Below are 22713 nucleotides of genomic sequence, written 5' to 3' on the forward strand. Positions count from 1 at the left end.
GGATGCAGCGGACGCACCGGATGCGCCGGGAGACAAGGAGAACCATGGACTTCGCACTGACTGACGAACAGCGGAACTTCCGCGGATACGCCCGGGACTTCCTCGAGAAGGAGGTCGTCGCGCACCGTGCGGCGTGGGACCGGGCGGAGGCCGTGGACACCGCGGTCGTGCCCAAGCTCGGCGAGATGGGCTTCTTCGGGCTCACCATTCCCGAGGAGTACGGCGGGCTGGGCGGTGACTACCGCACCTACTGCATCGGGATGGAAGAGCTCGGCCGCGCGGACTCGGCGGTCCGCGGGATCGTTTCGGTTTCGATGGGCCTGGTGGGAAAGGTGATCCTGTCCCACGGCACGGAAGAGCAGAAACAGCACTGGCTGCCCAGGATCGCCACCGGGGAGGTACTGGCCTGCTTCGGCCTGACCGAGCCGGACACCGGTTCCGACGCCGGGAACCTCAGGACGAGAGCGCGCCGCGACGGCGGCGAATACGTCCTCAATGGACAGAAGATGTTCATCACCAACGCCACCTGGGCCGGCCTGTGCCTGGTGTTCGCGAGGACCGGCGGGCCGGGCCCGAAGGGGGTTTCCGCCTTCCTGGTACCGACCGGAACCCCCGGTTTCCACACGCGGGAGGTCAAGGGCAAACTCGGCCTGCGTGGCCAGGCCACCGGCGAGATCTTCCTGACCGACGTCCGCGTGCCCGCTTCGGCGCTCCTCGGCGCGGAGGGCGAGGGGTTCACCATCGCCATGCATTCGCTGGACAAGGGCCGCGTCTCGGTCGGTGCGGGTTGCGTCGGGATCATCGAGGGCTGTCTCGAAGCCGTGGTCGGCTACGCCGGGCAACGGCAGCAGTTCGGCCGTCCCCTCGCCTCGTTCCAGCTGATCCAGGACATGATCGCCGACATCTCGGTCGAAAGGGACGCGGCCAGGCTGCTGGTGTGGCGGGCGGCCGAGCTGATCGAGCGGGGCCTCCCGTTCGGGGTGGCGGCCTCGAAGGCCAAGTACTTCGCCAGCGAGGCCGCGGTCCGCGCCGCCAATAGCGCGATCCAGATCTTCGGGGGTTACGGCTACCTCGACGAGTACCCGGTGCAGAAGTACCTGCGCGACGCGCGGGTGATGACCCTGTACGAGGGCACCAGCCAGATCCAGAAACTGCTCATCGGCCGCGCCGAGACCGGCGTCAGTGCCTTTCTGTGAAGCGTCCGTAGTGAAAGGACAGTCAGCATGACCGACCCGCAGCCCCCGCTCGGCCTGTTCGGCACCGAAGACCTGATCGACGGCGACGACCGGGCGATCCGCGACGCCGTGCGTGACTTCGTGCGCGACCGGGTGCGCCCGCAGCTGCCGGACTGGTTCGAACAGGCGCGGATCCCGGCGCGTGAACTGGCCAGGGAACTCGGCAAACTTGGCGTGCTGGGGATGCACCTGGAGGGTTACGGCTGCGCGGGGACCAGCGCGACCGCGTACGGGCTGGCGTGCCTGGAACTCGAAGCGGCGGACTCGGGGCTGCGGAGTCTCGTCTCGGTTCAGGGATCACTGGCGATGTTCGCGATCTGGCGCTGGGGATCGGAGGAACAGAAGCGGGAATGGCTGCCGCGCATGGCCGCCGGTGAGGCGATCGGCTGTTTCGGTCTGACCGAGCCGGACTTCGGTTCGAATCCGGCGGGCATGCGCACCCGCGCGCGCCGCGACGGTGACGACTGGATCGTGGACGGCACCAAGATGTGGATCACCAATGGTTCGGTCGCCGAGGTCGCCGTGGTGTGGGCGCGGACGGAGGAGGGAATCCGGGGTTTCGTGGTGCCCACGGACACGCCGGGCTTTTCCGCTCCCGAGATCACGAAGAAGCTGTCGCTTCGCGCCTCGGTCACCAGCGAACTCGTCCTCGACGGCGTTCGGCTTCCGTCCTCGGCGATGTTGCCCGGGGCGCGGGGGCTGTCCGGCCCACTGTCCTGTTTGAACGAAGCGCGGTTCGGGATCGTGTTCGGTGCGCTCGGGGCCGCCCGCGACTGCCTGGAAACGACCATCGAATACAGCCGGAACCGTGAAATCTTCGGCAAACCGCTGGCCGCGTACCAGGCGACCCAGCTCAAGCTCGCGGACATGACACTGGAACTGGGCAAGGGCATGCTGCTCGCCCTGCACCTCGGACGGCTCAAGGACGCGCACCGGCTCCGGCCCGAGCAGGTGAGTCTGGGCAAGCTGAACAACGTCCGTGAGGCGCTGGGAATCGCCCGCGAATGCCGGACACTGCTGGGAGCCAACGGGATAAGCCTCGAATACCCGGTGATGCGGCACGCGAACAACCTCGAATCGGTGCTCACCTACGAGGGCACTTCGGAGGTGCACCAACTGGTGGTCGGGCAGGCACTGACCGGCCACGGCGCGTTCCGCTGAGGGCGTCCGGTCAGTGACCCGGCTGGGGTCGTATCGACGGTGAGGGGACCCCTCACAGCGCCTACAGCCATTCGGCCACGCCGCCATGGTGTGAGCAGGTGCCTCTGCGGTGCTGGCTGAAGCTGTACGTGCCGTCGTTGCAGCGCGCGGTCGCACCGGCGGGGGCGGTTGCCGCGTGGGTCGGGCGGGGCACGCAGGCTCCGTCGACGTTCCGGTAGTCGTCGGCCGGGCAGGCTGCGGACTCGCCGCCAGCGGAATCGGCGGCGACCGGTGTGAAGGACGAGACCGGCGCGGGGGAAGAGGTTGTCGTCGTGGGCGGTGCGGTGGTGACCAGTTGCGTGCTGGAGGGCGTGACGACGGTACTGGTGACGGCATTGACCGCCGGTACCGTGGACGAGAGCGACTTGCCGGGTGAAGCGCTTCCGTCTTGGCACCCGCTCAGCACGCCTGCGACGAGAGCGAAGCCGCCCAGGGTGCCGGCGAATCGGGCGAAGAGTCCTTTTCGTGCACTGCTCTCGCTGTGGTCTGTCATCGTCCCCTCCGGCTCCCTCGATCGAGTGACAGCTGAAGATCGGAGCGCAGTCGAGAGGTGTTACGCCTCGGGATGTGACGCACCATGCCGCAGGGCGCACGAGGTGCCCACTATGAACAGGCCGATCGCGCGCGGGAGGGACATCAGGGCTGGGTTGGGGGCGTGTAGACGGGAGGTGGTGGGGTAGGCAGGGCGCTTGGTGTGAAGACCACGGTCGGCGTCCCGGGCTGGGGCACCTCGCCCGGCATGCTCACCTGCCCCTGGGGACGGGCGTTGATCGGGGTGGCGTTGGCGAGCGACTCGTCACGGGACGAGGTGTCGCCCGTGCTGTTCCTCGTGGTGCGCCCAGGATGGGTCGCAGGCACCGTGGAATGGACCACCGGGGAAGACGTACCCGGCGGCGCCGTCGTCATGGCCGTTGGCGGAATGGACGACGATGGCAGGACGGTGATGCCGGTGGTGACGCTGCTGTAGCGAGGGTTGCCCTGCGCGTGGCCGGGCGCGGACGCGGGTGTTTTCGAAGCGGCCGGCCCGGCGACGATCACGAGAGCGGCCGCGACGGCCGTGGCTCCCGCGGCCGTCGCGAGCACGATCGCCCTGCGCTCATGGTTCATGGGCGTATCCAAGCATGCCCCGCGGCATGCCTTCAGTCCCGGTTCGGCATCCCGTTCGCGGTCAGCACCACCGATTCCAGGACCGCCACCAGCGTGTAGAGCAGCAGCGAAGCAGCGGTGAGCACGACGATGTCCGACCACACCTGCGCGTAGTCGAAGCCGCCGATGGCGTTCGGGATCGCCCCGCCGATGCCGCCGCTGGTCGCGAGCCATTCCGCGACCAGCGCGCCGACCAGTGCGGCGGGCACCGAGATCCGCGCCGAGGCGAACAGGGCCGGGATCGCCGAGGGCAGGGCCACCTTGCGCAGTACCGTCAGCCGGTTGCCGCCGTAGGCCAGCACCAGTTCGGTCGCCTGGCGCGAGGCCGAGCGCAGCCCCAGCATGATGTTCACCATCGCCGGGAAGAACACCACCACACCACCGATCACCGCCACGCCCGCGGCGCCTCGGCCGAACGCGAGCAGGATGACCGGCGTCATCGCCACCAGCGGCACCGAGCGCAGCAGCATCACGATCGGCAGGAACGCCTGCTCGACGGGGGAGAACAGCACGAACACGGTCGCGAGCACGAGTGCCGCGGCCAGGCCGCCGCCGTAGCCGAGCGCGGCGTCGGTCAGGGTCCTGCCCAGCGCGCCGAACACGACGCCGCGGTGGTCTGCCGCGGCCGGATCGGTGAACAGGTAGTCCCAGACCGCGGCCGGGGTCTTGCCGACCGCCGGGCTGACGTCGTACGCGGTCAGGAAGGCCAGCCACCCGACGACGACCACCAGTACCGCGACGGCGATCGGCCAGACCAGTGACCACAGCGCCCGCGCGAACACGGAGGAACGCGCGCGGGCCGTTTCGGGGGCCACCACAGTCGGTTCAGTAGCCGGAACGATGACGGTCATGCCCGGCCTCCGTCCGCCGAAGTCTTCGAAGAACCGGCCGACCAGGGTGTGACCAGCCGGCCGAGCAGGCCGATCAGGAGGTAGCCGATCCCGGCGGCCAGCCCGCAGGCCAGCGCCAGTCCCCAGGTTCTCGGCACCTGGTAGGCCTGCTGCGACGCGGTCAGCGCCACGCCGATCCCGTTGTCGATACCGCCGAGGTACTCCCCGAGGATCGCGCCGAGCAGCGCGCTGGGGGCCGCGATCCGCAGCGCCGCGAAGATCGACGGCAGCGCGGCGATCACCCGGACCTTGGTCATCTGCTTCAGCCGTCCCCCGCCGTAGGCCTGGATGAGGTCGAGCGAGGTCTTGTCGGCGGCCCGGAGTCCGAGGAGCGCACCGACCAGCGTCGTGAAGAAAACCGACATCGCGGCCAGGAACACGGTGGGCGCCCGGCCGCCGAGGACGACCAGGATGACCGGTCCGATCGCGGTGAGCGGGATGCAGTAGGAGATCACCGCGAGCTGGTTGGCCACGCCGTCGAGCTTCGGCACGAGCAGCACCAGGAACGCGGTGGCCAGCGCCAGCCCGTTGCCCCAGGCGAATCCCAGCAGCGCCCCGTTCAGCGTGATGCTCATGTTTCGCCAGTAGAACCCAAGACCGTCCACAGTGAACTGGCGCAGCACGGCCAGCGGGGTCGGCACCGCGCCGCTGCCCCGGAACACCGTCACGGCGAGCACGGCCCAGGCGGCGATGATCAGCACCACGCCGATCAGGCCGCCGAGCCATTTCGGACGTTTCATTTCAGTCCTCTCCCGCGATGCCCGCGCCGTGGTCGAACAGCAGTGCCGACAGTTCGTCGTGGTAGGCGTGGAACTCCGGTGTCCGCATGACCTCCGGCAGCCTCGGGCGGGGCAGGTCGATGCGCACCTCGCGCACCACCCGGCCGGGCCGGGCCGACATCACGGCCACCACGTCGGAAAGGAACACCGCCTCGGCGATCCCGTGGGTCACCATCAGCGTGGTGGCGGGCTTCTCCGTCCAGATCCGCAGCAGTTCCTGGTTGAGCCGCTGCCGCGTCATGTCGTCGAGCGCGCCGAACGGCTCGTCCAGCAGCAGCACCGAAGGTTTGACCACCAGCGCCCGCGCGATCGACACGCGCTGGCGCATGCCACCCGACAGCTGGGCCGGTTTCGCCTTCTTGAACCCGCTCAGGCCGACCAGGTCGATCAGGTCGTCGATGAGCTGCCTGTCCACCGGGGCGCCCGAAACCTCCAGCGGCAGCCGGATGTTGGCTTCCACACTGCGCCAGGGGAGCAGTGCCGAGTCCTGGAAGGCGATGCCGAGGCTGTGCTCGCGGCGCAGCTCTCCCGGGGTGCGTCCGTCCACCAGTGCCACCCCGGTGGTCGCGCTCTCCAGTCCGGCGAGGATCCGCAGAATCGTCGACTTGCCGCAGCCGGACGGACCGAGCAGGGACAGGAACTGCCCCCGCTCGGTGCTCAGGTCGGTGCCGGCGAGTGCGACGACCTTGCGGCGGCCCAGCTCGAACGTCTTGCCCAGGCCCCGCAGGCTGAAGCCCGTTCCGGTCCGCTGCGGGGTTTTCGCCGCACTGTCGACGACGGGTGACTGCGACACGCTCTACTCTCCTGAAGTCCGTTGGTACGCCGTGCCCTGCTCACTTGCCCGGCGTCGGTGTGGCCGAGCCCGCGGCGGCGGCGAAGGAGCTGATCAGACCGGGGTTTTCCTGGTAGACCTCCTTGAGCAGGCTCAGGTCGAACAGCTTGTCGGCGGTGATGTCGACGCCCATGTTGGCCAGCGCCTTGATGTTGTCGGCGATCAGGGCATCGGACAGGGTGAACAGGCCGTTTTTGATCGCGTCGGGCGAGACGACCAGCCCGTTCTGCGCGACGGCTTCCGCCGTCTGCTCGTCCACGCTCAGGTTCTGGTCCTTGCCGTAGCCGGTCACCGCGTAGTTCGCGGCCTGGGACGGCGAAGCGACGGCGTCGGTCCAGCCCTTGATTTCCGCTACCAGCAGGGCCTTCAGCTTGGCCCGGTCGTGGTCGATCGAGCTCTGGCTGACCACCATGGTCTCCGCCACGAACGGGAGGTTGTAGTCGGCGAAGAGGAACTGGACGGTCTTGAAACCCTTCATCCGCAACAGGATCGGCTCGTTGGTGGTGTACGCCATGTAGCCCGCCACCTCGCCGGTGGTGACCACGGTGGGGTCGTACTGGACCGGCACGATCGTCACGTCCGATTCGCTCATGCCGTTGGCCTTCAGCAGTCCCTTGAAGATCGTGGTGTTCCCACCGGACTGGACGCCGATCTTCTTGCCCTTCATTGCCCGCACCGTGGGGATGGGGTCGGAGTCGATGGACAGGATGCAGAACGGGTTCTTCTGGTAGGTCGAGGCGATGGTCTTGAGCTGGGCGCCCTGCAGGATCGCGGGGGCGGTCAGCGTCGGCGACGAAAGCCCCATCAGCGCCTTGCCGGTGGCCACCGCGGCCTCGGCGCTGGTCCCGGCGGAGCCACCGGCGATCAGGTTGACCCCGCTGAAACCGGCCTGGGTGTAGTAGCCCTTGGCGTCGGCGAAGTACTCACCGGCGAACTCGATGTTCTTGATCCAGGACAGCTGGATGCCCAGCGTGCCCAGCCCGGACGACGAACCCGTGGCCGACGGGGAACCACCGCAGGCGGCGAGCAGCCCGCCGGCCCCCAGCGCGACCGCGCCGAGGCCACCGAGTTGCAGGAAGCGCCGCCTTCCCAGCGGGGAAGAGTTCAGTTCACGGGCGGACATGCGGGGCATGGGGACTCCTGTCGGGATTGGTCTGGCTCGGGAACACTAGGAGGGGCGTATTTCGCCGAGGAACTTCTGCGTTTCGGGGATGTTGCGAGTTCGGCGGCGGTGCAGTGTGCGTCAGGCGCCGTCGGCGAGCCAGGCGTCGATGCGGGCGAGCGCGTCGTCCACCAGTGCCTCGGGCGCGCCCGAAGCCTCGATCGAGCACCGGGCGACCCAGGCGAGGTTTTCGTCGGTGAGGCCGAGTGTGGTGCGCGACAACTCGTACTCCTCCAGGAGGCCGGGGCCGAACAGGAGGGGATCGTCGCCGTTGATGGAACACCGCACCCCGGCCTCGATCAGCCGCGGCAACGGGTGTTCGGTCAGCGATGGGACCACCGACAGCATCAGGTTGGAGGTGGGACAGACGTCGAGGCACACGTCGCTGTCGGCGAGCCTGCGCAGTAGTTCCGGATCTTCGACGACCCGCACCCCGTGCCCGATGCGCTGGGCGTGCAGCACGTCCAGCGCGCCGCGCACGCTGTCGGGTCCCGCCAGTTCCCCGGCGTGGGGCGCGCTGATGAGGCCCGCTTCCCGTGCGATGGCGAAGGCCTTGTCGAAGGGCTCAGGCGGGAACAGGGCCTCGTCGTTGGCCAGTCCGAAGGAGACGACCCCGGTACCGGCCTCGGCGGCGGCCAGTTCGGCCAGTGCGACGGCCTCCTCCGGCGCGCAGGTGCGGTCGGCCGTGATCATCAGGCCGAAGCCGATACCGAGTTCCGCGGCCGCCGCCCGCCCCGCCTCGGCCACCAGCCGGGTCGATTCGGCAGGCGAACCGATCATTCCGATGTGGTGGGGTGGGTAGAACTGAGGCTCGACCCACACCGCGCCTGCCGCCGCCGCGTCCTCCACGACCTCGCGCACCAGCCGGGTCAGGTCCTCCGGGGTCCGCAGTACCGCGCACGCGGCCCGGTACTGCCCGGCGAACTCGGTGAACGAGCCGTAGCCGCGGACCGGGGGCACCTCGATCCCGTACCGGAGGGCGAGTTCGGCCAGGGTCTCCGGCCGCATGGCGCCTTCGAGATGGATGTGCAGATGCGCCTTCGGTAACGCGGACAATGATCTGCTGCTCATGTGTGGTCACCTTAGGCGCCGGAAAAGACGTCGTGAAACGTCGTTGTGTCGGTCAGGTAAAAGAATGCCGCCCGGGGCTTCGGCGGTATTTCGCGCCGCATAATGGGGGACATGCCGATTACTCCTGCCGCCGAAGCCGCGGTCTTCGGCCCGGTCATCGACCAGGCCACTTTGGACGCCCTGGAACTGTGCTACCGCGAGAACGGCTTCGTCGTGCTGCGCGGGGTCTTCACCGCGGAACTGATGGACCGGATGGAAGCCGAGTGTGTTGCCGCGCAACAGAAGGTGCTCGCGGGTGAGCTGCCGGAACGTTACGGATCGACAGTTTTCCTCGACGACGCCTCGAAGGCCGAGCGCTTCGTGAATTACGTGGAATACGTCAACGAGATCTCCCCGGCCGTGCACGAAGCGGCGACCCATCCCGTCCTGACCACCGTGCTGCGCAGGCTCCTCGGCGAGCAGGCCTGGCTGCGCGACCGGTACAACCACGGCATCGTGTACCAGGATGCCCGGCCCGGCAGAGAATCCGGATACACCCGCATCGGATGGCATTCGGACTGGCAGTCCGGGCCGAGCCTGGACATCTGGCCGTCGACCGCCTTCACCTTCCACATCGACGGGACCTCACCGGCGAACGGGTTCCTCCGCGTGGTCCCCGGCAGCCACAACTGGGCCACCCCGGCTCCGTACCGGAACGTCAACGACGTCGAGGTCCCCGCCGACGCGAAACCGGTCGGCGGTCACGGCGATGCGGCCCCGCCATTCGAAATGCCGTTGCGATTCGAGGCTGTTCCCGGTGAGATTCCGGTCTGCACCGAACGGGGCGACATCATTCTGCACGACTGCTACCTGTGGCATTCCGCGGCCAGGGCAACCGAGGAAAACACCACTCGGCGGCACGTTCGCGGTGGCTACTACGGGGGCGACCGCACCGCCGAGCGGGTGGAGCAGTTCATCAAGAACGCCGCGCGCTGATCCTCACGTTTCGATCGTGTAGGAGCTGCGCTGCCTGGCCATCACGTGTGCACGGGCGCTGACCGTGATGGCCGGGTCGGTGGCGACGGTGGCGTCGAGATCGGGATGGTGGAAGAACACCACCGAGTACCGGTCCGTCTGCTCGATGCCCGGGTCACGCGCGGGATTGACGACGCGGTGGTTGTTGGCCGGGATGAGCCCGCCGGACCACCAGTGCAACAGGTCCCCGGCCTGCAGCAGCAGGGCGTCCGGCGGGAACACCACCGGCACCCAGCCACCGTCCGGCCCCAGCTGGGCCTGCAGGCCGCCACCGGGATTGTTCTCGGCCCACAGGAAGGTGAGCCCGCCCATGTCGGTGTGCGCTCCGGCGCGGATCGCGCCGGGCCGGGGAGGTTCGAGCTGGGCCAGGTAGTGGTTGACGCACAGGTTGGAATGCTGTAGTTCGGTCCAGGCTGGCAGATCCGCCTCGGGCAGGCGCAGCGCCTCGGCGATCATCACCACGATCCGGTCGGCCAGCTCCCGCATGCTCCGGTAGTACCGCGTCCACGTCACGGCCATGTCCGCCGGCTCGTCGGGCCACTGCTGGAAAGCGCCGGCCCACGCGCTGAGGTCGTCGAAACCGGCAGGGTCGGGCAGGGCGACCTCGAAGCGTTCCATCGGGCTGGCCGCCGGTCCGCTGCCGTACACCGGCTGCCAGCCCTGCCAGTGGCCTGTGCCGTTCCAGCGGACGCGCATCTTTTCCCGTTCCGGCAGGGCGAAGAAGGACCGGGCCGAGGCCAGCAGTGCGGCCAGGTCCTCGTCGAAGGTGTCCAGTCCGGTGAGGAACACACACGAAGAGGACCGCAACGAGGCGACCAGTTCCGCGCCGTTCGTAGTGGACAGATCGAGTACCGGGATGTGGGCTTGCTCGCTCATGGGCTTCTCCAGCGCGGACGAAGGAGGGCCGCCATACCGCCGTTGGCTGGTTGATACCCGGACGAGCGGTGAGCGTAGCGCAAGGACCCGCGGTCGACCAAGGTTTCACACCTGCCCTCGCGGGGTTGACCCGGTCCGAGGCGGTTGTATACCGTCTGGTCCGGTCGTTATACCACCCACCGATGCCGCCAAGGGCGCCGGAACCGGTCGCAGGATTGAGGATTCTCCGTGACTGTGCTGCCCGGCGCGCCCGCGCCCGTCTATCTCGACTGCGACACCGGCATCGACGATTCCCTTGCCCTGGCGTACCTGCTGGCCGCGCCGGAGGTCGAACTCGTGGGCATCGGCACGGTCAGCGGGAACGTCACCGCCGCACAGGGCGCGCGCAACACGCTCGACCTCCTCGCCCTCGCCGGCCGTTCCGGCATCCCGGTCGCGGTGGGCGCGCACGACCCGCTCGCGGGCAGGTACGGCGGGGCGGTCCCGCACATCCACGGCCGCAACGGTGTCGGCGACGTCGAACTCCCAGCGTCCGGAGTGGACCAGATCGGTGAGGACGCCGCGGAATTCCTGGTGCGGCTGGCCAAGGAGCACGACGGCGCGCTTCGCGTGGTCGCGGTCGGCCCGCTGACCAACCTGGCGCGCGCCCTTGAGCTCGAACCCGCGCTCCCCGGCCTGGTGTCCGAGGTGACGATCATGGGGGGCGCGGCGCTGGTCCCGGGCAACGTCAGCGCCGTGGCGGAGGCCAACATCGCGAACGATCCCGAGGCCGCGGCCGTGGTGTTCGCCGCGCCGTGGGATCTGACGCTCGTTCCGCTGGACGTCACCCTGGAGAACACGCTGGAGGAGGAGCATCGGCGCGTTCTGCTGGCTTCGGCCGATCCCTTCCTGACCGGGCTCGGCCGGATCCTCGATGTCTACTTCGACTTCTATGTGGACCTTTACGGCCGCCGTAGTTCGGCCCTGCACGATCCGCTCGCCGCCGCGATCGCCGCGGGCGGGATCACCCCGACGATCGCCCCGCGCGTGCCCGTGGTGATCGACGCGACCGACGGCCCGGGCCGCGGGCAGACGCTGTGCGATCTGCGCGGCCAGCGGCGCGGCAGCGTGGACCGGCCCGGCGCCCGCTGCCGGGTCGTGCTGGCGACCGACGCCCCGCTCGCACCGCACCTGCTGGACCGCCTCCTGGCCCGATGGGCCTGAGACGCCCGCCGCCGCGCCCGGTCACCGAGGTGCCCGGGCGCAGCGGCGCGCGTCACTGTGTATGCCCGGCTCGCCGAAGCCATCCGGGTTAGACGGTTCCCACCGGGCGGCCTGCTGCCCAGCGAACCGGATCTCGGCGCGCTGCTCGGCGTCAGCCGCACCGTGGTACGCGAGGCCCTGATGCTGCTGGACGAGAACGGGCTGATCGTCACACGCCGGGGGCTCGGGCGTGCCGTCGCCGACCGGCTACCGGTGGCAGGCTAAGAAAACCTCCGCCCGTTCGAGGATGTGCTGGCCGCCGCAGGGCAACTGGTGCGCGTCGCACTACACGAATTCGGCCCGCAGCCGACCACCGACTTCGTCGGCCGGGGACTGGGCCTCGACGCGGCCTCGACCACGTGGTTCCGGGAATCCGTCGTATGCCGCGCCGTTGATCCGGTCGCGATCATCCAGGAGCACCTTCCCGCCGGGAGGTCCCTGTACGAGATTTCCCGCGCTCTCGCCGATCTCGTCCCCGGCCAGCGCGAGGGAAGGCTTCGCGCTGCGCCTGATCCCCGACGATCTGGGTCCCGCCCTCGCCCCGGCCAGATGCGACCTCGCCCCGGTCCTCGTCTTGCCCCAGCGCGGGAAACTCGGTGAAAACCCGCTGTACCTGGGAGAATCATCGTTTCGTTCGCCGTCCGGGAATCTTTCGATCAGCAGGGAAGTCCGGGAGTGGGGTGATCAGTTCGAGTCATGTCGAAGTGGTGGACCGGAACACCCGTTTAGCGGATAGGGGGGAGAAGTGCAACGACAGGATGCTGCCAGTTTTGGATTCGTGATTCCAATAGGCGAGCGTGCTGGGGTCGGCACCGCCCCTGCCGTGGAGACTGTGCGCCGCGTTCATGCAGGCCAGTGCCAATGTGGTCAGTAGGATGGTCGCCACGGCGATGCGTAAGAACGTGCTCAAAGAAGGTTTGCTTTCTTTCCACGAGTAGTGGTGCGGCGGGTGGCGGTATACCGTCATCCACCGCGCGATGAGTGGGAAGGATAGACCCAAGGCGGTTCTTGTCGATCAAGAGGGTGTCCCTTGTGGAGGGCTGTGCGAGGGGGCGCGCCGAAGGCTTCGACAAGCGACCGATCCATTGGGGATTAATCTCGGCCGTCTGAGGCCTATCGTGAAAAGTTCTCGGATTAATGCGGGTCGTGGAGGACGCCAGGGCTGACCGCGGGTTGGTCCCCGGGTACAGGCACGAGCGCTCCGTCCCGGAGCATCGACAGGTCGGCTTGGACTTCTCGCAGCCGTCGATGGTCTTCCAGTGCCGAGTAGAGTTTCGCTGCCTGTCGCCAGCCTTCTTCCGCCGCGGCGTCGTGCCCGGTGGCGTGCAATGCGAGTCCCAGTGCGTGGAGGGCGCCAGCGGTCACCGGGTGGGCCCTGATGCGCTCGGCGAGCCGGATCGCCTGACGCGCGTATTCCATGGCCGTGCGGTTCCGGCCCAGCCCGACCTGTATGTGGGCCATGACCTCGCAGGCTCGCGGGGCCACTTCGACATCGTGTATTCGTTCGACGATGTCCAGCGCGCGACGGCAGTGGATCGCGGCCTCGGTCAGGTCACCCTTCGCCCTGAAGCAGTCCGCCACCTCCGCCAGCGTCTGTGTCTGACCATGCCAGTTGCCCAGCGCCCTTCTGATGCGCAGCGATCGCCCGAACGCTTCGAGTGCGGCACCGTGGTGATCCGTCGCATGATGGCTCCGGCCAAGAGCGTCCAAAATGGACGCTTCTAGTGCGATGGCGTTGGTGGACTCCGCCAGGCGAAGCGCCTCCCGGTAGTGCGTCATGGCCTGATCGTGGTTTCCGCTTTGCGCCTCCGCTTTCCCGAGGTGCAGCAACGTCGTCGCGACCTTGGACAGCTCTCCGGTTTCGCGGGCCAGGGAGGCCGCGAGCTGAAACTGCCGGACGGATTTGCCACGCTCCTCGAGCGCGGCAAGGATCAAGCCGAGGTCGTTCCGCGATGCCCCTTCCCCGTCGCGGTCTCCGATGGCCTCTGCCGCCTCGATGGCAGTCTGGTAGAGGAAGCTCAGGTTCTCGTAGTGCCCGTACCTCCGATATGCCCCGTACAGATTGTGCGGGAGTCGCCAGGCGTAGTCCCAGTGCTTCCGCTGCGCTGCCCAGGGGATCAGGGTCATGAAGACCTCCCGCTCGCGGAGCAGCCACGCAATCGCCGAATCGGAGTCGGCGAAATCGGGCATGTGCACGTCGTCGCAGCGAGCGAGCATCGGCACGGGCGCGCGGAAGGGGAAGAGTGCCCTGTCGGCGGCATAAGATGCGTGGAGGAAGTAGGAAAGAAGGCGGCTCTCCGCCTGAGCCTTGACGTCTTCCTCCATACGGGAACTCAGTTGCCGCGCGAATGCCCGGAGGAGATCGTGCAGACGGTACCGGCCGGGCGTGGCCACCGGCTGGATCAGGTGGGCACTGGCCAGGATGTCGAGGGCGTGCTGGGCCCGCGCCGGTGGCGTGCCCATGAGCGCGGCCGCCGCCGGGCTGCCGATCTCGGGCAGCGGTACCAGGCCGAGCATCTCGAACAGCTGCCTGGCCTCTTCGGGAAGGGCTTCCAAGGAGGTCGACAGGGCGGCACGGAGGCTTGCCGGCGGGTCGTCGCCGTCGTCACCGATGTCGAGCAGGCGGTTGCGGTCCTTCAGTTCTTCGGCGAATCGCGCCAAGGGAGTTCCCTGGTGAAGGTCGATGTGGTGCGCGACGAGTTGCAGCGCCATGGGCAGCCCTCCGCACAGCTGCGCGAGCCGGGCGACCGAGTGCGGGTCGGAATCGGCGCGTTCTCCGATGCGGACGGCGAGCAGTTCGGCCGACTGCCGCCGGTCGAGCGGAGATACCGAAAAGTGCAGCACGCCGTGCCGCCCGGCGAGTCCGGTCAGCCGGTGCCTGCTGGTGGCGACGACGAGCGCGGGGGAGAGCGGGAGCAGCAGCGGCCGGAGGTGATCGGAGTTCGCGGCGTTGTCCAGGATGATGAGGGTCCTGGTCCCGATGAGCGTGTCGCGGAGGGCGGTTTCGCGCTGGGCGCGGGTGGTCAGCAGGTCCAGGGACGCCCCGAAGGCGATGAGCAGTTCGCCGATGACGTCGTCCACGGTGAGGCTGCGCCCCGGCGCGAATCCGAGCAGATCGAGGTAGACCGCATGGTCGACCTGGCGGCCGAGGAGCCGGTGCGCCCAGTGGACCACGAGTGCGGTCTTGCCGATCCCGGCAAGGCCGTCGACGATCGCCACACCACGCCGCAACGCTCCCGTCTCGGTGGTGGCGAACTTGCCCAGTTTCCGTTGCAGCTCTTCATGTCCTACAAAGTCGGAGACATCGGCGGGGAGGTTGACCCGTGGTGGTTTCCACTCGGCGGGCGAAGGTGCGGACGCAACGGTGACCGGCGCGGCCCACCCGCCGCGTTCGCGCAGTTGATCATGGTAGCGTCGCAGCTCTTCGGCGTCCTCCAACGAGCCCGCATCCTTCAGGCGCCTGCGCAGATCGAAGTAGGCCGTCGTTTCCTCTTCCCCGCTGCGGGCGGCCAGGATGCGCAACCTGCGTTTGGCCAGCTCCAGATCGAGTCCGTGGCCGTCCTCCAGTTCGTCGAGCCGGGCGAGCGCGGGGTCGAGCCGACCGAGCCGGATCAGTTGATCGAGCAGGAGGCGCTGGCCGGGCAGCCACCTCCGTTCGGTCGCCCACTGGCGCCAATTCACGGCCCATTCGGTGCGCAGATCGGCCAGCGGTGCGTCACGCCAGAGAGAAAGCGCTTTCGTGATCATTTCCAGTGCCCGGTCGGGTTTGCCTTCGTCGGCCAGATCGCGGGCCCTGCCGGCCAGTGACTCGAATGCGTAATAGTCGATCCGGGTGCGCTCGACCTGGAGCAGGTAGGCGCCCCGGACAGTGAGGAGCTGGGCCGGTGCGTTCGCTTCATGCAAGGCCTTGCGGATGCGTCCGGCGTAGGTATTCAGTGTCGTGCGGTCGTTCGCGGGGGGTTGCCTGTCTTCTTCCCATACCCGTTCGACCAGCGTCTCCACCGGAATCCGCTGGCCCGCACAGGCGAGCAGGACACCAAGAATCCCCCGAAGCCTCGGCTCACCCCAGTCCGCGACCGGCTCACCGCGCACCGAGAGGGCGGTGGATCCCAGGATGGAGAACGCGATGTCCATTCGTTACCCCCTCGGCCGGGAGTGCTCTGACACCAGATTGACACATCAAAAGATCATTTGTTTCCCCTTTGTCGGAACAGTGACAGCTTTTTGTCTCCGGAGTCGCCCGATGATGCCGCTGTTGCCCGACCGTCGAGCGGAGATGAGGGGAAATGGGTATCTGGCTCAACGGGCCGATCGGCCTCGGTGCGCAGACCAGGATCACCAGGAGCGGTTGTCGCACCGTGCTGGTGATGGTGCCGACGCTGGCGGCAGGTACGCGGCTGTTCGACCTCGTGCCGTTGATCGAGGCCGACCACCGGATCCAGCTCGTGTTCACCGTGCCGCATGGCACCAGTGGATGGCATGGGCTTGGGGACTACCTGCGAGACCAGCGGGCCTTCGTGGTTCCCTGGCGGCAGGCGGTCGAACACCGATTCGACCTGGTGCTGGCGGCGAGCCATCGGCACCTCGCGGAGGTCCGGGGGCCGATCCTGCTGGTGCCCCACGGTGCCGGCGCAATGAAGTCCCGTGAGTACAGCCGGAAGGCGGGCGGGGCCACGGTGCCGAGCACCGGCCTGGAACGCGACCTGTTGACGTACCGCGGGCGGGTGCTTCCCTCCGTTCTCGCGCTCACGCATGACCGCGAACTCGACGAGTTGCGGAATCGGTGCGAGGAGGCAGTGCCCGCCGCGATCGTCGCAGGGGATATCTGCTGGGACCGTCTGGTGGCCGGCCTGCCCCTGCGCAACGCCTATCGCCACGCGCTCGGCGTCGGTGACGAAGAACTGCTCGTGACGATCAGTTCCACCTGGTCGCCGGATTCGGTGTTCGGTAGGCTTCCGGGCCTTTACCGGAAGATCCTCGACAAGGCGCCCGAGTCCGGCGCCAGGGTCGCCGCGGTGCTTCATCCGCAGATCTGGGCCGCGCACGGCAGGCGCCAGGTCGTCGGCTGGCTTTCCGACTGCATAAGACGCGGTCTTCTGCTGCTTCCGCCGGAGGAGGGGTGGAGGGCGACGGTAGTGGCCTCGGACTGGGTGGTGGGGGATCACGGATCCACGACCACCTACGCCGCGGGCATCGGGCGTCCGGTGAGCATCGCCGCCTGCCCTGGGGACAACATCCGGGAGGGTAGTCTCGCTGCCCTTGTTCGTTCGTTTGCTCCGCCCTTCAGGCCGCGCCGTTCACTCCGTCGCCAGTTCAGTGACGCCTCGCTGTACCGGGAGAGGCTCCAGATGGAAGTGAGTGCGGCGATTTCGTCCCGGCCGGGCCAGGCCGCCGGGATTCTCCGCGCGGCGATGTACCGCTTGCTGGCCTTGACCGTTCCCACCGGCGAAGGCCCGTCCGCGCCGTTCCCGTTGCCCGAGCCGATCGGAGGGTGACGCGTGGTCGTTCACCGGGCGCGACCGGGAGCCCGTGGTGCACCGCGCGCGGCGGGGTCGCTGTTGTCAGGGACTATCGGTCCGCGGATCCGCCGTCCTGGACGGCGGCCAAGAGTGATGACGCCTGTGCCGCGCGGGGATCCCCGGCGGCCTGATAGAGATCACGGGCTTCGGCCAGGTGATCCGCGGCCGCCGGGAGACCGGAGCCGGCTTCGGCTTTTCCCAGCGCCAGCAGGATTTCCGCGGTGTAGTACGGAGACCCGGAGGCCCGGACCGAGGACAACGTTTCGTGCAGCAAAGGGATGCCCTGATCGTGCCTGCCCTGATCGCATCGTAGGCTGCCCAGGACCATCAGGGTGCGGGCGTGCTGGATCGGGTCACCCAGCTCGGCCATCAGGTGCGCGGCGGCGGTGAGCTCGATGACAGCCTCGTCCGTGCGACCGAGTTCCGCGAGTACGTCACCGGCCCGGCGCCGGCACAGCGCGACTCCGCGGAGAATCCCGAGCGTTTCCTGGATTTCGGCGGCTTGGCGGAAGTAGCGCAGTGCGGCTGGCAGGTCTTTCCGGCCGCGGGCGGCCCGCCCCAACTGGGAAAGGGCCGTGGCCACGGTCGGACCGTCGCTATGCGCCTCGCCCAGCCGTAGCGCGATTTCGTTCTCGGCCGCGGCTTCGTCGAAACGGCCCAGCTTCGCGTAGGCGAAGCCGAGCTGCGAATGGAGCCGGGCCTCGGCCAACGGCTGTCCCGCTCGCCGTGCCGCCGAGATGCCCAGTCGCTGTATCTCGATCCACTCCTGGTAGTGCCGGTGGTGCAGGAAGAAACCCCAAAGGGCCTCACAGAACCGCCACACGGGCGAGGGCCACCCGTGCCGGTCGGCCGCAAGGAGCACGGCCCGGATCGACCGCTGTTCCGCCACCAGCCAGGCCATGGCGGTTTCCGGGCGGTCGAAGCGGAGTCCGGACGAATCCGCGGGCTCCACGCAAAGCAGCCCCGGCCGGTGCGGATGGACGAGACCGGTGGCCTCGACCGTCGCCGCGAGGTACCACCGCACGTAGGCCCGGAGCACGTCGTTCCGGGCAGCCGGCCGCAACTGCCGTTCCGCGCGGGTACGGGCGTGTTCCCGGAGGAGGTCGTGGAAGTGGAAACGACCGGTGGCGTCCTCGATGAGGAGGTTCGCCTCCACCAGTTGGTCAAGGCCGTCGAGGACGGCGTCACGGGAATGCGACGATGCGGCCGTTACGGCCTCGATGCGGAAATCCGGGCCAGGGTGCAGTCCGCACACCAGGTAGATGTCGGCGGCAACGGTGGTGAGCGCGGCATACGAGGCGTCGAACACCGCCTGGAGCGACCGGCCATCCGCCGTATCGAGCCGGAGCAGGCGGGTTCCGTCCGTGAGCGTGCGAAGTTCCTGCTCGAAGGTGCGGCCGCCCCGGGTGCGGAGGCGGGCGGCCACGGTCGACAGGGCAAGGGGCAAGCCGCCGCAGGCGGAGGCGACCCGGCGCACCGCGGCAGGCTCGGCGGTGGTCCGTTCCTCGCCCACCAGGTTTTTCAGCAGCCCCGCCGATTCTTCGATCGAGAAGGGTTCGAGTTCCACGGACCGGCCGCTCAAGGCCAATCCGGCCAAGCGCCAACGGCTGGTTACGACGCACAGCGCGGATTCCGAAGCCGGTAACAGCGGATGGACCTGCGCGGCCGAGAACGCATTGTCCAGGAGGATGACGAGACCGAGTCCGGCGGTCACCGAACGGAAGAGGGCCGACCGTTCGGGCAGCTCGGCCGGAATCTCGGCCGGGGGGACTCCCAGGGCGACGAGGAACCAGGCCAGCGCGGTGTCGGGAGAAAGCGGTCCGCCCGGCCCGAAGGCGTGGAGATCGACGTACAGTTGGCCATCGCGGTATTCGTCCCGGTGCCGGTGGAGCCAGCTCAAGGCCAGCGAGGTCTTGCCGACCCCGCCGGGACCGGTGATGAGGACCAGGGGGAGTGGACTGCCCTTTTGCGCCTTGAGAAAGGCATCGAGCTCCTCCAGTTCCCGGTCACGGCCGCTGACTGGCGGTGGAGCGGGAAGCTGTGCGGGGGTGACTCGCGGCCTGCCGGGGTGAAAGTGCACCTGGTGGATCGATCCGGCCTGGATGACCGGCCCGGCGACGGCACCGGACAGGGTGTTCGTCACCGGTCCCCTTGCCGGTCTCCACCCGTCCTCGGTCATCTCGGTCCCGTTCCGTTTCCGCTGGGGTCTTCTCTGTCTACCCCATTGCGGAAGCGAGAGGAGCGGAATTGTGGCCGGAACGGCAGTCTCCCGAGCTGCTTCAGCCGTGTGCGACGGCCTGGCCGGCCTTGGCCCAGTTGGCGTGCAGCGTGTCGAGATACGACTGGGCCTGGGAGCCCGGGGTGGTGCCGCGGGCGAAGGCCCGCATGTTGCCGGGGCCCGTGTTGTAGCCCAGGGCGAGCAGTTCGTTGGTGGTGAGGCGGCCGGACCGGGTCGCGGGCAGCTGGGCGGCCAGGTCGTGCAGGTACCAGGCCTCCGCCTGGATCGCCAGGTCAGGGTCGTCGGGTAGGTCCTGCCAGTCGCGGCCCGCGAACGGGCGGCCGCGCTTGGTCTCGTCGAACGCGGCCCGGTGCATGTTGGCCACACCGAACGCGGCGTCGGGGTGGAGTTGCTGCCAGGCCCGCTCCAGTTCGGGGTCGTGCGGCTTGTACGACTCGTTGTAGAGGATCGCCATGACCAGTTGCGCGTCCACCCCCGCCTCACGGGCGTGCGCCACCACCTGTGCGGCGAATTTCGCCGGATCCTGGTTCGAGGTGGCCGGAGCCGGGGCGGACGCGCTCGACGGTGGCGGCGTTGTCGGCCCGCTGGGTGCGTTGCCCGTCACGGCGCATCCGGCGAGCACCGGCACGAGCACGGCCAGGGCGACCCGCCGACCCCATCGCATAGTCCCGCCTTCCGCTGGTCCCCAAGCCTGCACGATTCCATCATGGGGGGCAGGCCCTACCAGGATGGCTGGGGGTCGCCGGATGGTCCGCGCGCCGCACTGAAGACAGGCTGCCGGACATGAAAAAGATCGCTCTGGTCGGCGCGCTCGTGGCGGCGTTGGTGGCGACCGGCATGCCTGCCGCCGACGCCGCGGCGTCCGACTCGCCGACCTGGGGACCGTGCCCGGCCACCGCGAACGGGAGTCCGCTGGATCCCCGGCAACGGTGCGCCACCCTGGCCGTGCCGCTCGACTACCGCGACCCCGGCGGGCCGCGGATTTCCCTGTCCATCTCCCGGATCCGGTCCGCCCAGCCGCGTTCCCGGCGCGGCGTGCTGCTGCTGATCCCCGGCGGCCCTGGTGGCTCCGGGCTGAACCTGCCTTCGGCCGACGCGGCCAAGTTGCCCGCGTCAGTGCTGGACAGCTATGACCTGGTGGGCTTCGACCCGCGCGGGGTGGGACGCAGTTCCCCGGTGTCCTGCGACCTCCCGGCGGCCGACCTCGATGTCCTGCCGTGGCCGGACGCGGACGGCGGCATCGCGGCCAACGTGACGGCGGCCAAGGAGGTGGCCGACGCCTGCCTGAACCGAGGCGGGCCGGTGCTGCGCAGCATCGGCTCGATCACGGAGGCGCGCGATATCGACCGTATCCGGCAAGCCCTGGGAGAGAACAAGATCTCGTACTGGGGCGTGTCCTACGGGACCTACGTGGGCGCGGTCTACGCCACCCTGTTCGCTTCGCACACCGGGCAGGTGGTGCTGGACAGCAACGACGATCCCGATCCGCGGCTGCTGGAACGCCGATGGCTGGCCAACTACTCGATCGGCGTGGAAGACCGCTTCCCGGACTTCGCGGCCTGGGCCTCCGCGGCGGGCAATCCGTACCGGATCGCGGGCACCCCTGCCGAAGTGCGTGACACGTTCCTGGCACTGGCTGCCCGCCTCGATCGGCGGCCACTGCCGTGGTCCGGCGCGAAGCCGCCCGTGCTGAACGGAAACACGCTGCGGGAGATCCTGCTCGGGGCCCTGTACTCGGACAGCCGGTTCCCGAGGCTCGCGGCGGTCATGCGGGCCGCGCTGGACGGCACTCCGCTGCCCGCGGCGAGTGCGCCGCCGGAGCAGGCGGTGCAGAACACCGACGCGGTGGCGGTGGGCACGCTGTGCGGCGATGTCGCCTGGCCGGACTCGATCGACGGCTACGCCGCGAAGGTGGCCGCCAACCGGGCGAGCTACCCGCTCACGGCGGGTATGCCGGTGAACATCGGCCCGTGCGCGTTCTGGCCGGCCGCTCCGGCCGAGCCCGCGGTGCGGATCAGCGACCGGGGGCCACGGAACGTGCTCCTCGTCCAGAACCTGCGCGACCCGGCGACGCCCTATTCCGGCGCGCTGAACCTGCGTCGTGCCTTCGGCGACCGGGCCGTGATGATCACTGTCGACTCGGGCGGCCACGAGGCCTACCTGGCGAACGGGAACCGCTGCGGCGACAACGCGGTCACCGACTTCCTGGTCACCGGTCAGCGACCGCGCGCGGACGTCTACTGTCCCGCAGGCTGAGGCCGAACTCCCGTCGAACGGCTGTGAAGGGGCCCTTCACAGCCGTGTCGCTCAGTCGCGCGAGTCCACCTTCCGCGCTTCGTGTCCCACTCAGGCGCTTGTGTTCCACGCTCCGGCACCTGTGTTCCACGCTCGGTCCGGGGCCGGTGCCCCTCAAGGCACCGGACTTGTCGGGACCCTGGCCTGCTTTCCTGTGAGGGGTCCCCTCACGGCTCGCGCCGGACCTCCCGCGCGCTCAACCGGGCAGGCTCTCCCGCGGGCGGGCCTGGCGGTCGGCGGTGGCCAGTCCGGTGTTGAGCACGACGACGATCGCGAAGACGAGGCCCAGCGTGGGCTGATCCACCCCGTAGAACGCGGCGGCCGCGGCACCGAAGACCAGGGCCTTCACCGCGAGCACCCCGGCGATCGGGAGGCGGAACCTCGCCCTGGGCGCGGCGAACAGACCCCACACCACGATCGCGAGGATGGGCAGGGCCAGGCCCAGTGCGAAGTTCAGGGTGAAGCCCCACCACGCGAGGCAGCCGAAGGCCACCAGCTCCAGCAGGAAGGCCAGGCCCTCGTTCACCACGTGCACCGGTGCAGGCAGTCGCATCGGTCGTTCTCCCCTCGGTTGCCGATGATCATGACACCGGCGGGGCACCGGAGGAAAGAGTCAGCGGGCCGCGGACAGGATCGCGTCGAGGCCGCGGATCAGGGTTGCCCGCGCCCGATCGGCGTCGGCGAGGTAGCCGGCCACCATCGCGCCGTCGCGCAGCATCATCAGATGGGCCGCCGCACCCTCCGGATCGGGGTGCCCGGCCTCGGTGAGGTCGTGCACGAACAGCGAGCCCAGCCATTGCCGGTGTTCGGTCACGGCACGGTGCACCGGGCTATCCGGATCGGGAAACTCGGCGGCCGCGTTGATGAACGCGCAACCGCGGAAGCCAGGGCTGCACACCAGTTCCGCCATCTCGGCGACCGTCGCGCGCAGTCGCTCCGGCCCGGGCTTCGCGCGGGCGGCGACGGCTCGCGCCGCCTCGTCGACGGTCCTCAGATACGCGACGACGAGGTCGTCCTTGCTGGGGAAATGCCGGTAGAAGGTGGCCCGCGTGACGTTCGCCTCGGCGAGCACCCGATCGACGCCCACCGCGCGGATGCCCTCGGCGTAGAAGAGTTCGGACGCGGTGCGCAGCAGGCGTTCCCGGGCTTCGGACGGGCGGGTACCGGTAGCGCTGGGCATGTCGCCACGATACCAGATATAGAGACAGAACGA

The 22713-nt window shown here is 69.0% G+C and carries 20 protein-coding genes; 8 read left to right on the top strand and 12 right to left on the bottom strand.

Annotation, left to right across the window (positions count from 1 at the left end; all coding sequences use genetic code 11):
• Nucleotides 1–44 precede the first annotated feature (44 nt).
• Both ORV05_RS10750 and ORV05_RS10755 read left to right on the top strand, forming a co-directional pair.
• The gene (locus ORV05_RS10750) at nt 45–1196 is read left to right on the top strand and encodes an acyl-CoA dehydrogenase family protein (RefSeq protein WP_268758306.1); all 1152 of its coding nucleotides are present in this window, start codon (nt 45–47) and stop codon (nt 1194–1196) included.
• Nucleotides 1197–1223: 27 nt separating this feature from the next.
• Nucleotides 1224–2396 carry an acyl-CoA dehydrogenase family protein gene (locus tag ORV05_RS10755; protein ID WP_268758307.1) on the top strand — a complete coding sequence of 391 codons (1173 nt, stop codon included), beginning with the start codon at nt 1224–1226 and terminating at the stop codon, nt 2394–2396.
• A 61-nt stretch (nt 2397–2457) separates the two neighbouring features.
• On the opposite strand, the gene ORV05_RS10760 is transcribed toward ORV05_RS10755, so the two are convergent.
• The gene (locus ORV05_RS10760) at nt 2458–2928 is read right to left on the bottom strand and encodes a DUF3761 domain-containing protein (protein WP_268758308.1); all 471 of its coding nucleotides are present in this window, start codon (nt 2926–2928) and stop codon (nt 2458–2460) included.
• A gap of 201 nt (nt 2929–3129) precedes the next feature.
• Between ORV05_RS10760 and ORV05_RS10765 the strand changes: the two genes are divergently transcribed.
• Nucleotides 3130–3402, top strand: coding sequence for a hypothetical protein (locus ORV05_RS10765; protein WP_268758309.1), 273 nt, complete (start codon nt 3130–3132; stop codon nt 3400–3402).
• A 172-nt stretch (nt 3403–3574) separates the two neighbouring features.
• Here ORV05_RS10765 and ORV05_RS10770 read toward each other — a convergent pair whose 3' ends face one another.
• The 5 genes from ORV05_RS10770 to add form a co-directional block, all read right to left on the bottom strand.
• Nucleotides 3575–4432, bottom strand: a complete 858-nt coding sequence (locus tag ORV05_RS10770; RefSeq protein WP_268758310.1) for an ABC transporter permease — start codon at nt 4430–4432, stop codon at nt 3575–3577.
• The gene (locus ORV05_RS10775; protein WP_268758311.1) at nt 4429–5211 is read right to left on the bottom strand and encodes an ABC transporter permease; all 783 of its coding nucleotides are present in this window, start codon (nt 5209–5211) and stop codon (nt 4429–4431) included. The genes ORV05_RS10770 and ORV05_RS10775 overlap by 4 nt, the downstream gene beginning before the upstream one ends.
• 1 nt (nt 5212) lies before the next feature.
• A complete protein-coding gene (locus tag ORV05_RS10780; RefSeq protein ID WP_268758312.1) occupies nt 5213–6043 on the bottom strand; it encodes an ABC transporter ATP-binding protein in 831 nt (276 codons plus the stop codon).
• A gap of 40 nt (nt 6044–6083) precedes the next feature.
• Complete coding sequence (locus tag ORV05_RS10785) at nt 6084–7214, bottom strand: ABC transporter substrate-binding protein (RefSeq protein ID WP_268758313.1); 1131 nt, start codon at nt 7212–7214, stop codon at nt 6084–6086.
• Nucleotides 7215–7325: 111 nt separating this feature from the next.
• The gene (gene add / locus ORV05_RS10790; RefSeq protein ID WP_268758314.1) at nt 7326–8315 is read right to left on the bottom strand and encodes an adenosine deaminase; all 990 of its coding nucleotides are present in this window, start codon (nt 8313–8315) and stop codon (nt 7326–7328) included.
• A gap of 111 nt (nt 8316–8426) precedes the next feature.
• Between add and ORV05_RS10795 the strand changes: the two genes are divergently transcribed.
• Nucleotides 8427–9290, top strand: a complete 864-nt coding sequence (locus ORV05_RS10795; RefSeq protein WP_268758315.1) for a phytanoyl-CoA dioxygenase family protein — start codon at nt 8427–8429, stop codon at nt 9288–9290.
• Nucleotides 9291–9293: 3 nt separating this feature from the next.
• On the opposite strand, the gene ORV05_RS10800 is transcribed toward ORV05_RS10795, so the two are convergent.
• Nucleotides 9294–10205, bottom strand: a complete 912-nt coding sequence (locus ORV05_RS10800; RefSeq protein ID WP_268758316.1) for a 2OG-Fe(II) oxygenase family protein — start codon at nt 10203–10205, stop codon at nt 9294–9296.
• Between the two features lie 228 nt (nt 10206–10433).
• Between ORV05_RS10800 and ORV05_RS10805 the strand changes: the two genes are divergently transcribed.
• Both ORV05_RS10805 and ORV05_RS10810 read left to right on the top strand, forming a co-directional pair.
• Nucleotides 10434–11408 (top strand): nucleoside hydrolase, encoded by a 975-nt coding sequence (locus tag ORV05_RS10805; protein ID WP_268758317.1) that lies wholly within the window; start codon nt 10434–10436, stop codon nt 11406–11408.
• Nucleotides 11409–11465: 57 nt separating this feature from the next.
• Entirely contained in the window at nt 11466–11672 is a 207-nt protein-coding gene (locus ORV05_RS10810) for a winged helix-turn-helix domain-containing protein (protein ID WP_268758318.1), read from the top strand.
• A gap of 909 nt (nt 11673–12581) precedes the next feature.
• Here the strand turns inward: ORV05_RS10810 and ORV05_RS10815 are convergent.
• Nucleotides 12582–15581 (bottom strand): AfsR/SARP family transcriptional regulator, encoded by a 3000-nt coding sequence (locus ORV05_RS10815; protein WP_268758319.1) that lies wholly within the window; start codon nt 15579–15581, stop codon nt 12582–12584.
• Nucleotides 15582–15733: 152 nt separating this feature from the next.
• On the opposite strand from ORV05_RS10815, the gene ORV05_RS10820 reads away from it, so the two are divergent.
• On the top strand, nt 15734–16942 hold the full coding sequence (locus ORV05_RS10820; RefSeq protein ID WP_268758320.1) for a hypothetical protein: 1209 nt from the start codon (nt 15734–15736) through the stop codon (nt 16940–16942).
• Nucleotides 16943–17015: 73 nt separating this feature from the next.
• Here ORV05_RS10820 and ORV05_RS10825 read toward each other — a convergent pair whose 3' ends face one another.
• Nucleotides 17016–19109, bottom strand: coding sequence for a tetratricopeptide repeat protein (locus tag ORV05_RS10825; RefSeq protein ID WP_268758321.1), 2094 nt, complete (start codon nt 19107–19109; stop codon nt 17016–17018).
• Nucleotides 19110–19245: 136 nt separating this feature from the next.
• Complete coding sequence (locus ORV05_RS10830; protein ID WP_268758322.1) at nt 19246–19869, bottom strand: transglycosylase SLT domain-containing protein; 624 nt, start codon at nt 19867–19869, stop codon at nt 19246–19248.
• 119 nt (nt 19870–19988) lie between these two features.
• On the opposite strand from ORV05_RS10830, the gene ORV05_RS10835 reads away from it, so the two are divergent.
• Nucleotides 19989–21461: an alpha/beta hydrolase gene (locus ORV05_RS10835; protein WP_268758323.1), complete on the top strand. Its 1473-nt coding sequence runs from the start codon at nt 19989–19991 to the stop codon at nt 21459–21461.
• Nucleotides 21462–21696: 235 nt separating this feature from the next.
• On the opposite strand, the gene ORV05_RS10840 is transcribed toward ORV05_RS10835, so the two are convergent.
• Complete coding sequence (locus ORV05_RS10840) at nt 21697–22053, bottom strand: YrdB family protein (RefSeq protein WP_268758324.1); 357 nt, start codon at nt 22051–22053, stop codon at nt 21697–21699.
• Between the two features lie 60 nt (nt 22054–22113).
• On the bottom strand, nt 22114–22680 hold the full coding sequence (locus ORV05_RS10845; protein WP_268758325.1) for a TetR/AcrR family transcriptional regulator: 567 nt from the start codon (nt 22678–22680) through the stop codon (nt 22114–22116).
• Nucleotides 22681–22713 lie beyond the last annotated feature (33 nt).

Source organism: Amycolatopsis cynarae, from assembly GCF_026802195.1.
In the GTDB taxonomy this organism is placed as follows: Bacteria; Actinomycetota; Actinomycetes; order Mycobacteriales; family Pseudonocardiaceae; genus Amycolatopsis_E; species Amycolatopsis_E rhizosphaerae.